Origin of the sequence: Sphingobium xenophagum NBRC 107872 (assembly GCF_000367345.1) — a bacterium.
Classification (GTDB): Bacteria; Pseudomonadota; Alphaproteobacteria; order Sphingomonadales; family Sphingomonadaceae; genus Sphingobium; species Sphingobium xenophagum.
In genome coordinates this window covers 37,595-51,044 of the sequence record NZ_BARE01000031.1, presented here as the reverse complement: position 1 = coordinate 51,044, position 13,450 = coordinate 37,595, and the positions used below count along the sequence as shown (strand labels likewise).

Sequence of the window (13,450 nt, the reverse complement as noted above, 5' to 3'; positions counted from 1 at the left end):
CTCTCATTTTACGGAGCCACAACAGGCTTTGCTTAATCCGGGGTTTAGCGTGGGGACGCTGAACGGATAAGCGCATGACATTTGGCTGGACGGCCCGCATCCATGCGATGCACAAGCGGCGCATGTTACAAAGCCTTGCCCTTGCAAGCACTCTGACGATGGCGGCGCCCGGCAGCGCCGGCGGCATTTATGCCGTCGATGTACGCGACGATCGCGTCATTGTTCGCTTCGACGATCGGGTCGATGGCGCGTCTGCCTTCCTGCTCGATACGCCACGCCGTATCGCGCTCGACATCAGCGGCGCGCAGATCAGTCGCGGCCAGTTCGCGCCTGGTAATGGCACGATCGCCGCAGTGCGTCAGGGCCAGTTGAGCGAAAGCACCGCCCGCGTCGTTCTCGATCTCGCCAGTCCAGCGACGCTGGGCGATGCGCAGATCGCGCCCGACGGCAAATCGCTCAGCTTCTCGCTCAAGGGCGCGACCGACAGCGTCTTTCGCACGGCGGTGGGTAGGGGCCGTACCAATTTCGACGCGCCCGCCAATATGAGCGCCCGGCCGCGAAAGCGGCTCCATTCGATCACCGTGCCGATCCCGTCCATGGCGCGCGGCGTCGCGCTGCCGCCGATCGAGGGCGCGCGTGACGGCACCCGTCCCCTGATCGTGATCGATGCGGGCCATGGCGGCCATGATCCGGGCGCGATCAACAAGGACAATGGCAAGCGCGAAAAGGATGTGACGCTGGCCATCGCCCAGGCGATCCGCGACCAGTTGGTCAAGTCGGGCCGCGTGCGCGTGGCGCTGACGCGCGACGATGACAAATATCTTGTCCTTCAGGAACGCTATGGCATCGCCCGCAAGCTGGGCGCAGACCTGTTCATTTCGATCCATGCCGACGCAGCGGAAAATGCCGAAGCGCATGGGGCGACCGTCTATACATTGTCCGAAACCGCTTCCGATCGCGAAGCGGCGCGTCTGGCGGCGCGGGAGAACAAGGCGGATATTATCAATGGCGTGAATCTTGGCGGCCAGTCGGGCGACGTCTCCTCGATCCTCATCGACCTGACCCAGCGCGAATCGATGAACATCTCGGCCAATTTCGCGCGCCTGCTCCAGCGCGAAGCATCGCCTTATGTGGCCTTCCGCAGCGCCTATCACCGCTTTGCTTCTCTAATGGTGCTAAAAGCGCCCGATACGCCATCGGTCCTGTTTGAAACCGGCTATATCAGCAATGCCGAGGACGCGGCCTTTCTCGCCTCGCGCGAGGGGCAGCAGAAAATCGCCCGCGGCGTCGCCCGCGCGATCGAGGTTCACTTCGCCCGCAAGCTTGCGATGCACGGCGGCGCGGCCGGGGGCTGATCGCGCCGAAACGCGTCGCTGGCGGGGAAGGGGGGGCAGGTTCGACGATCTGCGCTGGCCTTGGCGGCAATTTGACCTTAGAGCCTGATCCGTCATGGAAGAGGCCCGTTCCAATCCGCCCGCATCGTCCTTTGCCTATCGCCTGCGTCGCGACGCGGGGGGCGTGCTGGATCGTCTGCGCCCGCTCTGGCAGCGCCGCCTGTTTCGCTGGAGCGCGATCCTGCTGGGCGGCTTCCTGCTCTTTTGCGCGCTGTTCTGGCTGATCTTCGCGCGCGGCTTGCCCGACGCGGCGACGCTGCTGGAATATGAGCCGCCGCTGCCTACCATCGTGCGCGACATTAATGGCCAGCCGGTTCACAGCTATGCCCGCGAACGGCGCGTCCAGCTGCAATTCAGCGACTATCCCCCGCAACTGATCCACGCCTATCTGGCGGCGGAGGACAAGACATTCTTTGACCATCATGGCGTCGACTTCCCCGGTTTCGCTGGGGCCGTGCTTGATTATGCCAGCAAATTGGGGTCTGGCCAGCGCGCCCGCGGCGGATCGACCATTACGCAGCAGGTGGCCAAGAATCTGCTGATCGGCGACGAATATTCGCCCACGCGCAAGGTGAAGGAGATGATCCTGGCGTGGCGCATGGAAAATGTGCTGACCAAGCAGCAAATCCTCGAACTCTATCTCAACCAGATATTTCTGGGTCGAAACGCCTATGGCGTGCAGGCTGCCGCGCGCGCCTATTTCGACAAGGACGTCGCCGACCTCAAGCTCCACGAAATGGCCTATCTGTCGATCCTGCCCAAGGGTCCGGCCAATTACCGCCCCGAAAGCCCGACCGGCCATGCCCGCGCGATCGAACGGCGCAACTGGGCGCTGGGCGAAATGGTGAAGAATAATTGGATCACCCCTGCACAGCGCGACGCGGCCGTGGCCCAGCCGCTCGGCACCGTTGCCGCGCACGGCTCCGGCTTCGACGCGCGGGCAGGCGGCTATTATATGGAAGAAGTGCGCCGCCGCCTGATCAGCCTGTTCGGCGAAAAGGCGAGCGATGGTCCCAACAGCGTCTATGCCGGTGGCCTGTGGGTGCGCAGCCCCTATGATCCGGTGGTGCAGGAAAGCACCAAGAATGCGCTGCGCGGCGGGCTGTTGCGTTTCGACGCCGGGCGCGGCTGGTCCGGCCCGGTTGGTCATATCAAGATAGACGATGGCTGGGAGCGGGAACTGGCCTCCAGCTATATCGACGTCGATTATGCCGATTGGCGCGTCGCCGTCATCGTCAGCCGCACATCGACCGACGCGCAGCTTGGCTTTGCCGACGGCAGCACGGGCACTCTCCCCGCCAGCGCCGCGCAGAGCCCCTATCGCAAAACAGGTGGTCCGGCCTTCTCTGCAATGAAGCCCGGCGACCTGATCGTCGTTGCGCGCAATGGATCGAACTGGGCGCTGCGTTCCATTCCCGAAGTGTCGGGCGGCATGATGGTGGAGGAGGTTCATTCGGGCCGCATCCGCGCGATGCAGGGCGGCTTTGATTCGCGCCTGTCCTCCTACAACCGCGCCACCCAGGCGCTCCGCCAGCCCGGTTCGACCATCAAGCCCTTCGTCTATGCCGCCGCGCTCGACAGCGGCATGACCCCGGCCTCGATCATCGTCGATGGGCCGCTGTGCGTCTATCAGGGCGCGGGCCTTGGCCAGAAATGCTTTCGCAACTTCTCCGGCGGCAGCGCCGGGCCGCAGACGATGCGCTGGGGCGTCGAACAGTCGCGCAACCTGATGACCGTGCGGGCCGCCAGCCAGACGGGCATGGAGCGGGTCGTCCGCACCATCAAGGGCATGGGGATTGGCGACTACCAGCCCTATCTGTCCTTCGCGCTGGGTGCTGGCGAAACCACGGTCGAACGCATGGTCAATGCTTATGCGGCGCTCGCCAATCAGGGGCGGCAATTCCCCTCGCGCGTGATGGATTATGTGCAGGACCGGCGTGGCAAGGTCATCTGGCCCGAACGCTGGCGCGCCTGCGATGGCTGCAACATGGCCAATTGGGACGGCAAGCCGATGCCGCGCTTCGGTTTTGAGGGCAAGCAGGTGATGAACCCGATGACCGCCTATCAGGTCGTCCACATCGCCGAAGGCGTGGTCCAGCGCGGTACCGCCACCGTACTGGCCGACCTTAAGCGTCCGCTTTTTGGCAAAACCGGCACCACCAACGGTCCGACCAATGTCTGGTTCGTCGGCGGATCGCCCGACCTCGTCGCTGGCGTCTATATCGGCTATGATCAGCCGCGCAGCCTCGGCGGCTGGGCGCAGGGCGGCCGCATCGCCGCGCCGATCTGGAAGGCGGCGATGGCCCCCATATTGGAAACCATGCCAAAGACGCCCTTCATCGCCCCTGCGGGCATCCGCATGGTGGCGATCGACCGGCGGTCGGGCAAGCGCGTGTACGGCGCCTGGCCGACCAGCGAACCCAAGGCGGCGGTCATCTGGGAAGCCTTCAAACCCGAATCCGAACCCCGCCGCACGATCCGCAAGGAAGAGGCCGAAGAGCAAGCCAAGGTCGCCGCCACCCGCGCCGCCAGCCGCACCAGAGCGCGCACCGACAGCGAATTCCTGTCTGATCAGGGCGGGATTTATTGAGGTTTGACAGGCCGACTTTCTGCTGAACTAACTGATACCAAAGTCGGATATTTTTGCGATGGCCGCATGATGTGGCTTCGGGACTATCTGTGAAATTCCTCCCCTGGCAGGGGAGGTGGCTGGTCGCAGGCCAGACGGAGGGGTAGGGTGCGGCCATGCTCCACGGCCCGAAAGACACGCAACGCCGCGCCCGAACGCTTCGCCATACCATGACCTTGCCCGAAGTCTTGCTCTGGCAGGCACTGCGCGCGCGCCCGGCTAATCTTCGCTTCCGCCGTCAGCATCCCGCAGGCATTTACGTTTTGGACTTCTTCTGCCCACGACACCGGCTTGCGATTGAGGTCGATGGCGAGATTCATGGGCGCGGCGACCAGCCCAAACATGACGCCGCGCGCGATGCTTGGTTGGTGGGCGAGGGGATCAAGGTGGTCCGCATCCCCGCCGCCGATGTCCTGCGTGATCTGGAGGCGGTTGTGCTTCACATCATCGCCCAGGCGCGGGGAGAACTACCCCTCCGACGGACCTTGGGTCCGCCACCTCCCCTGTCAGGGGAGGATTGATCTTCCCAAATTGGCAGGCCTCGGATAGGGGCAGGCGTTTAAGGCGTTCCTCAGTCGACGCATCTGCATATCTGGAGACCACCCATGCGCGCCGAAGCGCTGCAATATATTGACCGCATCGACGCCGCGCTTGCCCTGCTGCGCCAGTCGCTCGACTGGGACCGCGCGCTTCGCCGCCTTGACGAGCTGAACGCGCGCGTCGAGGATCCGACCTTGTGGGACAATGCCAAGCTGGCGCAGGAGGTCATGCGGGAGCGGACCAGGCTGGACAGCGCCATCGGGGCGACCCGTGCCATTGCATCGGAAAAGTCCGACACTGCCGAACTCATCGAAATGGCGGAAGCCGAAGGTGACGAGGACATGGTGTCCGAAGCCATCGCGGCGCTGAAGGCGCTGGCCGACCGCGCGGATGAGGACAAGATCAAGGCGCTGCTGTCTGGCGAGGCCGATGGCAGCGACACCTATCTGGAAATCCATGCCGGTGCTGGCGGTACCGAAAGCCAGGACTGGGCCGAAATCCTCAGCCGCATGTATCGCCGCTGGGCCGAACGGCGCGGTTACAAGGTCGAACTGGTCGATTATCAGGCGGGCGATCAGGCGGGCATCAAGTCCGCGACCTTCCTGATCAAGGGCGAGAATGCCTATGGCTATGCCAAGACCGAAAGCGGCGTCCATCGCCTGGTCCGCATCAGCCCCTATGACAGCGCCGCGCGCCGCCATACCAGCTTCTCGTCGGTCTGGGTCTATCCCGTGATCGACGATGATATCGACATTGAAGTCAAGGAATCCGACCTCAAGATCGACACCTATCGTGCGTCCGGCGCGGGCGGGCAGCATGTCAACACGACCGATTCGGCCGTCCGCATCACCCATATTCCGTCCGGCATCATCGTCGCGTCGCAGAATGACCGTTCGCAGCACAAGAACCGCGCAACCGCGATGAACATGCTCAAGGCGCGTCTCTATGAAGCGGAACTGGCCAAGCGCGAAGCCGTGACGGCTGGCGAATATGCCGCCAAGACGGAGATTGGCTGGGGCCACCAGATCCGTTCCTATGTGCTGCAACCCTATCAGCTGGTGAAGGATCTGCGCACCGGGGTCACCTCGACCGCGCCCGACGACGTGCTGGACGGCGCGCTTGATCCCTTCATGGCCGCAGCGCTCAGCCAGAAGGTGACCGGCGAAAAGGTCGATGTCGAGGATGTCGACTGACATGAGCATGCGGGCGGTTCTGGCGGGCGTGCTTGCCTTGCTCACCGCCTGCGACCGCCTGTCGCCCGGTAACGAAACGGAGCGTTCCCCCGCTGCCGCGCCTTTCCCGCTCGCGGACCGCCCGGTGGCCCCGATCGTGTCGACCCGCTGGTCGAGCGAGGAGGCGCGCGACCGGGTGAATGAGGCGGAGGACATCATGGACCGCGCCGGGATCCGTCCCGGCATGACCGTCGCGGATATTGGCGCGGGCGAGGGCTATTATACCGTGCGGCTGTCCGCCCGCGTCGGCAAGAACGGGCGGGTGCTGGCAGAGGATATCATGCCGGAAGTGATCGAGGCGCTGTCGCGCCGCATCACGCGCGAAAAGCTGGACAATGTCAGCGTGAAGCTGGGCGCGCCCGAAGATCCCCGCCTCCCGGTCAACAGCTTCGACCGCATCTTGATGGTCCATATGTATCATGAGATTGCCGAACCTTATGCCTTTCTCTGGCACCTCAGCCCGGCGCTGAAAAAGGATGGCGAACTGATCGTCGTCGATTCCAACAGGCCGACCGAACAGCATGGCACGCCGCCGCGCCTGCTTGCCTGCGAACTGTCGGCTATGGGCTTTCGGCTGGAAGAGGTCATCCCCAAGCCGAGCGCAGGGGGCTATTTCGCCCGTTTCCGCCGCATCGCGGCTCGGCCCGACCCGTCCAGTATCGTCACATGCGCCTATCGCAGCGAAAATTAGGGTTAACGCCGCCCTGATCCTTTCTGGTGATTGGCTGTTGCTCGCAACTGCAATATGACTGTGTCGGGGAGATTCCAATCATGACCGACCATGCATCGCTCGCCCCCTCCGGGACCAAACCCCGCATCGCCGCGCGGCACAAGATGTTCGAGCCGGTGGTGCTGCACCTGCGCGGTATGCCGCTGCGCGCGCATATATTGGATCTCTCGACAACCGGCGCGCTTGCCCATTGCGATCGTCCGCCCTCCACGGGGGATCGCGTCATGATAGAGACGAAAGGGATCATGGTCGTCGCCCATGTCGTATGGGTCCGCGCCAAGCGTTTCGGCGTGCATTTCGACATCGCCTTGTCCGACGCCATGGTGGCCAGCCTTGTAAACGGCCTTTAGAGCATCACGCTTGAAATAGGAATCGAGGGATTCCCAGAAGGTCTGGAATGTGATTCACCGTTGTTGGAGGTGGATCATGGGAAAGTCCTATTCAACCGATCTTCGGGATCGGATCGCGGATCACATTGCATCGGGGCAATCGCGCCGCTCAGCTTCCCGTCATTTTGGGGTAAGCCCCAGTTGTGCGGTGAAACTGGCGCAGCGCGTGGCGAGGACGGGATCGGCGGCGCCTGCCCGGCAAGGACGGCCGCCCGGTGAGGGCAAGCTGGCGCCCCACATGACGGTTTTGGTCAGGTGGGTTGATGCCGAGCCGGATATAACCATGCCTGAACTGTCGGCCCGGCTTGCCGCGGCCACCGGTGTTCGGGCGCACCCTGCCTCGCTGTCGCGCGCCTTGCTCAAGGCCGGCTACAGCTTCAAAAAAAACGCTGCTGGCATCGGAATGCGGACGCGATGATGTGGTCCAGGCGCGCCGGGCCTGGCGCGTCTATCGGCAGCCCGCCTTGCGCAAGGAGCCGCATCGGCTGGTGTTTATCGACGAGACCGCAACCACCACGAAGATGACGCGGCTACGGGGACGAGCGCGCCGTGACCAGCGCCTCAAAGCGCGTGCGCCCTTTGGCCATTGGAAAACCCAGACCTTCATCGCAGCCCTGCGCTGCGATGGACTGACCGCGCCATGGGTCATCGACTGCCCCATGAACCGCACGACTTTCGAGACCTATGTCGAAACGCAACTCGCCCCGACGCTTCAACCCGGCGACGTGGTCATCCTCGACAATCTCTCCAGCCATAAAAGCGAGAAAGCCAAGGCGATCCTGAAAGCGCGCGGCGCGTGGTTCCTCTTCACACCGCCCTACAGTCCCGACCTCAATCCGATCGAAATGGCCTTCTCCAAACTCAAGGCACATCTTCGCCGAACAGGAGCCAGAACCATCGATGCCCTCTGGAAGGCTATCGGAAATATCTGCGACATCTACCCCCTGACGAATGCCGAAACTTCCTCAAAGCCGCTGGATATGCGTCCGATTAAAGGCTCGATGCTCTAGTCCCTGCGCCGCCAGCGCCGGAATAGCGAAACCCCCAATATCCCGCTGCCCACCACCGCCGCGATCGCACCGCCAGCGGAAGCCAGCGCCCATGCGCCTGCCGCCAGCAACCCGGTCAGGAAATCGACGATGATAAGGGTGAGGTGGATCATCCGGGGAAGGATCGGGCTATTGCCCCAATTCCTTCGCCTCCTGATATTTCAGCTCCAGAAAGCGGTTCTGCGTCGCCAGCTTGTCCAGATCGCCGCTGGCCAGGCTCTCGCTCATCCGCCCGATCTCCGCATCGATTACCGCCAGCCCCTCGACCAACTGCTTTTCGGGCACCCGGCCATTGCGTTCCTCGCGCCGCAACGGCTGCGGGATCGACTGATAGCCTGTCACCAGTTCGGGCAGATGATCCGCCAGCAGCCTGCGCACTTCCAGGGCAGCGGGGTCTTGCGGTCCCAGCTTTTCCAGTTGTGGCGCCAATATCTCCAGCTTCGTGCCGATACTGTCGACCAATGTCACTGCTGGGGCCGGCAGCGCCTTGCGCTGATTTTCCAGCCAGATTTCGGTCTGGAGCGGCAGGGCGGTGAGCGGCGTTTCCGCCAGTGCCTCGGTCCGCACGCGGGTTTCCGTCGGCAGCAGGCCGATCAGCAGCAATGCAGCGATCAACACCCCCAGCGCGATCATCACGCCGGTCGTCCCCAGTGGCACGACAAAGCCCGCGACCGCGCTGCCCAATATCACCGCCAGCACCGCCCAGAAGGCATATTTGACCTTGCGGATCAGCCCCGCATTGCGCCGCTGCCGCGCCCGCGCGGTCAGGCTCTGCCCGCGCTCGCTATGACGCCGCAGCACCGCTTCGGCATCGGCCAGCACGCGATCGGACCGGCTCATAACGACCACCGGATGTTGCTGGTGAACATCCTCATCCCTCGATCGCACTCAGCAGGGGATTGTCGGCCCGCGCTTCCTTCGACGCCTGCGCCTGACCCTCGGCCCTTGCGATATAGCCCTTGGACTTCTCGACCTCGTTCGACAGCGTCGTCACCGTCGTTTTCATATTCTCCAGCGCCTTGAGCTTGAACGTATCGATATTGTCCATCGTGTCGTAGATATTCTGGAACGCGCGCTGCAACGTCTCGATCGGGATCGTGCTCGATGCGGCCTGCTCGTGAATCTGGGCGGTCTGGCTCTTGAGCAATTCGCCGGTCGAATCGATCATGTTCGCAGTCGTCGTGTTGAGCGCGCTGATCTGCTCCAGCACCAGACGCTGACCCACCAGCGCCTGCGCCACCGTCACAGCGGTGCGCAGCGCCGCGACCGTCGTGGTCGACGCGCGGTCGACGCCCTTGACCAGTTCGACATTATTCTTCTTCACCAGATCGAGCGCCAGATAGCCTTGCACCGTCACGGCCATCTGGGTCAGCAGATCCTGCGTGCGCTGACGAATGTAGAACAGCGCGCTCTCGCGGATCGCCTTCGCCTTGGTCGGGTCGGTCGAATCCAGTTCCAGCGCCTTGGCTTCCAGCCGCGCGTCCATCGTCTTGCTGATGTGGATCATCTGTTCCAGACGGCCCATCGTCGCCCACATATTCTGCCGCTCGACATCGATCGCGGCATTGTCCTTGATCAGCGTGTCCTTGCCGCTGGCCAGCGATCCCAGGATGGAATTGATGTGGCTCTGCGCACTTTTATAGCTGTCGAAATAGTCACGCATCTTGTTGCCGAACGGGATGATGCCGAACAGCTTTTTGCGGCTGGTCAGGCTGCCGCGCTTGCCGGGGTCCAGATCCTCGACCGTGCGGCGCAGCTCGGCCAGGTCCGCGCCGACCTTGCTGTCGCTGTCCATCGCCCGCACCGGCCGGTCGAGGAAGCGGTTGCTATGCCCCGCGGCCTCGGCAATTTCCTTGCGCCCCATATTGGTCAACTGGTCGACCCGCGCGCCGAACGCGGGCGAATTGGAATCCTGCGCCACAAGATCGTCGATGAAGGCGTCAACCTTCTCGTCCAGCTTGGATTTCTTCTCCGCATCGATCGGCACCAGCCCCGCCGCCCGCTCGGCGCTCACGACAGGCACCGGATCGGGCGGCGTCAGGTTGAACGGATCGCTGGAGGATGTCGTTGTCGCAGTAGCGGTCGTGGCCATGATATCTCCCTTGGTGTCATATTGATATAGAACACCCGCGCTTCAAGGCGCAATCGACAGGATAAACATAGGGGCCGTGCCGTCCAGTGGGAAGCGCGCCATATGTCGCGCCTGCCACGCGCCCTTGCCGCAACGCATCATTTCCTGTAGGGGCGCGCCCGAAGCCTCTGTGTGACCTTGTGTCGGCCAGGGGAGCCCATATCCCAAAGGCAAGACATGTCCCTGCGTAATATCGCGATCATCGCGCACGTCGATCACGGCAAGACCACCCTCGTCGATCAGCTTTTCCGCCAGTCCGGCACGTTCCGCGACAATCAGCGCGTTGAAGAGCGGGCGATGGACAGCAACGATCTCGAAAAAGAGCGCGGCATCACCATCCTGGCCAAGCCGACCTCGGTCGAATGGGAAGGCACCCGCATCAACATCGTCGACACGCCCGGCCACGCCGACTTTGGCGGCGAAGTCGAACGCATCCTCTCGATGGTCGATGGCGTCGTCCTGCTGGTCGATTCGTCGGAAGGCGCGATGCCCCAGACCAAGTTCGTCACCGGCAAGGCGCTGGCGCTGGGCCTGAAGCCGATCGTCGTCGTCAACAAGGTCGATCGCCCCGACGAACGGATTCAGGAAGTGCTGGACGAAGTGTTCGATCTGTTCGTGTCGCTCGACGCGACCGATGAACAGCTTGATTTCCCCGTCCTCTATGCGTCGGGCCGCAACGGCTACGCCAACGAAGATGCGTCGATGCGGTCAGGTACGCTGACCCCGCTGTTCCAGAAGATCGTCGACCATGTGCCGCCGCCAGCGCTCGACGTCGATGCGCCCTTCACCTTCCTGGTGACCCTGCTCGATCGCGACAATTTTCTTGGCCGCGTGCTGACCGGCCGCGTCACCAGCGGCAAGGTGCGCGCCAACCAGGCGATCCACGCGCTCGACATGGACGGCAAGATCATCGAAACCGGTCGCGCATCCAAGATCATGGCGTTTCGCGGCCTCGACCGCGTGCCTGTCGAAGAAGCGCAGGCCGGTGACATTATCAGCCTTGCCGGGCTGGCGGTCGCAACCGTGGCGAACACGATTGCCGACGTTTCCGTGACCGAACCGATCCAGGCCCAGCCGATCGATCCGCCGACCCTGTCGATGCGCTTCGCCGTCAATGATTCGCCCATGGCCGGCCGCGAAGGCTCCAAGGTGACGAGCCGCATGATCCGCGATCGTCTGGAGCGCGAAGCTGAATCCAACGTCGCGATCAAGGTGACGGAATCGGAAGACAAGGACAGTTTCGAAGTGGCTGGCCGCGGCGAACTTCAGCTTGGCGTGTTGATCGAAACGATGCGCCGCGAAGGGTTTGAGCTGTCGATCAGCCGCCCGCGCGTGCTGTTCGACACGGACGAGGACGGCAACAGGACCGAGCCTTATGAAACCGTCATGATCGACGTGGACGATGAATTTTCCGGCACGGTTGTCGAGAAGATGAACCTGCGCAAGGCGGAAATGACCGACATGCGCCCGTCGGGCGGCGGCAAGACCCGCATCACCTTCTCCGCCCCGTCGCGCGGCCTGATCGGCTATCATGGCGAATTTCTGTCGGACACGCGCGGCACCGGCATCATGAACCGCCTCTTCGAAAAATATGGTCCGCACAAGGGACCGATCGAAGGCCGCAAGAATGGCGTCTTGATCTCCAACGGATCGGGCGAGGCCAATGCCTACGCCCTGGGCCCGCTCGAAGAACGCGGCATCCTGATGGTGGGCGTTGGCGAAGCGCTGTATGAAGGCATGATCATCGGCCAGAACGCCAAGACCGAAGATCTGGAAGTCAATCCGATGAAGTCGAAGGCGCTCACCAATTTCCGCGCCAGCGGCAAGGATGACGCGGTCCGCCTGACGCCGCCCTGGAAGATGACGCTGGAACAGGCCATCGCCTATATCGACGACGATGAACTGGTCGAAGTCACGCCCAAGACCATTCGCCTGCGCAAGCGCTACCTCGATCCGAACGAGCGCAAGCGCATGAGCCGGTCCAAGGCAGCCTGATCAAGCCTCCCCCTTTGCGGGGGAGCGACCGGCCAGACCGGCACGGGGGCGGGCGGCAACGCTCCGCCCCCATATTTTTGAAGGAGCCGGAACATGGCCGACCTCTATCTTAAAGCCCTGACGTCCGAGCGCCGCGCACTGTGGGCCGAATGCCGCCTCAAGGGATTGGCCAAGGACACGCCCCAACGTCAGCGAATCGTCGAGATCGATGCGCTGCTCGCCGCGCACAAGGCGAAACAGGACGGCAAACCGCGCGCCTGATCGTCGGGACCACGTACCTACGTACGTAACTAGATTGCATATCACTACCCTCTCATGTCACTTTAGCCACTAGCGCAAACCGAATCGCAACCTTGCGGGTGTGATATGCTTTGGCTGGACCTTGTGATGCCTGTAGCTTGTTGACGGGCAAAAGCGTCCACGCAGGAGGAACGAAGGAGTGGCCGAAACCCTGCCAGCCTTGAGCGAGGGTGAAAAGCAGTGCCTGCGGCTGGTGTCGCAGGGCTTCAATTCCAAGGAAATCGCGCGACAGCTGCATGTGTCGGAACATACGGTGGATCAGCGCGTCCGCACCAGTTTGCGCAAGTTCGGCGTCCCGTCGCGCAAGGAAGCAGCCCGCCTGTTTGTTTCGATTGAGCAACCACAGCCCCAAACTGGCACATATCAGCCTTTGATACATCAATCGCAGCGGCTTGCTTCCGATGCATCTCCTGCGTCATCCATCGCTCAGCCGGACAGGCCGGATGAGCAGACGGAACGAAAAGGGTTCCTGCGACGCATCCTCGCCTTCGGCCCACCGCTAGGGGGATCGATCAATGAACTGAGTATCGATGGCCGCATATTGGCGATGATCCGCGCCGCCGTACTGACCGGCGTTGGTGTCGTCACTTTGCTGCTGCTCATTGCCGGGGCCTTCAAGGCACTGGCCTGATCCTTCCTGTATCGCCACGCTGAAAACGCACCGCCTCGCATGGCGCCGTGCGAAGGAGATGACTTGTGCTCAATCTTGATCCCGCAAAGACCCAGGCCGTCGCCGATCAGACCAAGCAGGCTTTTGCCTCGCTGGACGGCGCGCTGGTCGATACCGCGCACCTCACGACCGCTTTTCTCGCTGCCGCTCAGGATTCCGGCCTTACCGCCGCCGAAAGCCAGCGCATCATCCTGCGCATCCATGAAAGCGCGACCAAGATTATCGAAGGGCGCAGCGACATGATCCGCGCGACGGCCCTGCTGACCCGTTGCATCGAACAAAGCCAGCATGCAGTCACCGCCTTCGGATGCCCGTTGGGAATGGACGCGCCCGCTCAGGACGATGTGCAGCGCCACCTGACCCTGGTCGCTTGACCAGGTGGAGCCGTCGG

The 13,450-nt window shown here is 62.9% G+C and carries 13 protein-coding genes and 1 pseudogene; 11 read left to right on the top strand and 3 right to left on the bottom strand.

From position 1 onward, the window contains the following. Positions 1–74: 74 nt before the first annotated feature. From SX1_RS14250 to SX1_RS23815, 7 genes and pseudogenes are all read left to right on the top strand, one after another. On the top strand, positions 75–1,355 hold the full coding sequence (locus SX1_RS14250) for an N-acetylmuramoyl-L-alanine amidase (RefSeq protein ID WP_019053523.1): 1,281 nt from the start codon (positions 75–77) through the stop codon (positions 1,353–1,355). A gap of 94 nt (positions 1,356–1,449) precedes the next feature. After that, positions 1,450–3,984: a penicillin-binding protein 1A gene (locus SX1_RS14245; RefSeq protein ID WP_019053522.1), complete on the top strand. Its 2,535-nt coding sequence runs from the start codon at positions 1,450–1,452 to the stop codon at positions 3,982–3,984. 155 nt (positions 3,985–4,139) lie between these two features. Continuing rightward, complete coding sequence (locus SX1_RS23820) at positions 4,140–4,544, top strand: endonuclease domain-containing protein (protein WP_081609962.1); 405 nt, start codon at positions 4,140–4,142, stop codon at positions 4,542–4,544. An 84-nt stretch (positions 4,545–4,628) separates the two neighbouring features. Continuing rightward, on the top strand, positions 4,629–5,756 hold the full coding sequence (prfB, locus tag SX1_RS14235; RefSeq protein WP_017181450.1) for a peptide chain release factor 2: 1,128 nt from the start codon (positions 4,629–4,631) through the stop codon (positions 5,754–5,756). A gap of 1 nt (position 5,757) precedes the next feature. After that, positions 5,758–6,486: a class I SAM-dependent methyltransferase gene (locus SX1_RS14230; RefSeq protein ID WP_019053520.1), complete on the top strand. Its 729-nt coding sequence runs from the start codon at positions 5,758–5,760 to the stop codon at positions 6,484–6,486. Positions 6,487–6,566: 80 nt separating this feature from the next. After that, the gene (locus SX1_RS14225) at positions 6,567–6,875 is read left to right on the top strand and encodes a PilZ domain-containing protein (protein ID WP_019053519.1); all 309 of its coding nucleotides are present in this window, start codon (positions 6,567–6,569) and stop codon (positions 6,873–6,875) included. Between the two features lie 76 nt (positions 6,876–6,951). Continuing rightward, positions 6,952–7,908: pseudogene (locus SX1_RS23815) on the top strand (IS630 family transposase). 12 nt (positions 7,909–7,920) lie between these two features. On the opposite strand, the gene SX1_RS24535 reads toward SX1_RS23815, so the two are convergent. The 3 genes from SX1_RS24535 to SX1_RS14200 are packed head-to-tail and all read right to left on the bottom strand — an operon-like array spanning position 7,921 to position 10,055. Beyond that, positions 7,921–8,076, bottom strand: a complete 156-nt coding sequence (locus tag SX1_RS24535) for a hypothetical protein (RefSeq protein ID WP_017181447.1) — start codon at positions 8,074–8,076, stop codon at positions 7,921–7,923. A gap of 16 nt (positions 8,077–8,092) precedes the next feature. Continuing rightward, the gene (locus SX1_RS14205; RefSeq protein ID WP_019053517.1) at positions 8,093–8,803 is read right to left on the bottom strand and encodes a hypothetical protein; all 711 of its coding nucleotides are present in this window, start codon (positions 8,801–8,803) and stop codon (positions 8,093–8,095) included. 31 nt (positions 8,804–8,834) lie between these two features. Then, a complete protein-coding gene (locus SX1_RS14200; RefSeq protein WP_017181445.1) occupies positions 8,835–10,055 on the bottom strand; it encodes a toxic anion resistance protein in 1,221 nt (406 codons plus the stop codon). 216 nt (positions 10,056–10,271) lie between these two features. Between SX1_RS14200 and typA the strand changes: the two genes are divergently transcribed. From typA to SX1_RS14175, 4 genes are all read left to right on the top strand, one after another. Continuing rightward, positions 10,272–12,089, top strand: a complete 1,818-nt coding sequence (typA, locus tag SX1_RS14190; RefSeq protein WP_017181444.1) for a translational GTPase TypA — start codon at positions 10,272–10,274, stop codon at positions 12,087–12,089. A 93-nt stretch (positions 12,090–12,182) separates the two neighbouring features. Continuing rightward, positions 12,183–12,350 (top strand): hypothetical protein, encoded by a 168-nt coding sequence (locus SX1_RS24530; protein ID WP_019053516.1) that lies wholly within the window; start codon positions 12,183–12,185, stop codon positions 12,348–12,350. Between the two features lie 178 nt (positions 12,351–12,528). Then, positions 12,529–13,020 carry a response regulator transcription factor gene (locus SX1_RS14180; protein ID WP_017181442.1) on the top strand — a complete coding sequence of 164 codons (492 nt, stop codon included), beginning with the start codon at positions 12,529–12,531 and terminating at the stop codon, positions 13,018–13,020. Positions 13,021–13,085: 65 nt separating this feature from the next. Continuing rightward, positions 13,086–13,433 carry a hypothetical protein gene (locus SX1_RS14175; protein WP_017181441.1) on the top strand — a complete coding sequence of 116 codons (348 nt, stop codon included), beginning with the start codon at positions 13,086–13,088 and terminating at the stop codon, positions 13,431–13,433. Positions 13,434–13,450 lie beyond the last annotated feature (17 nt).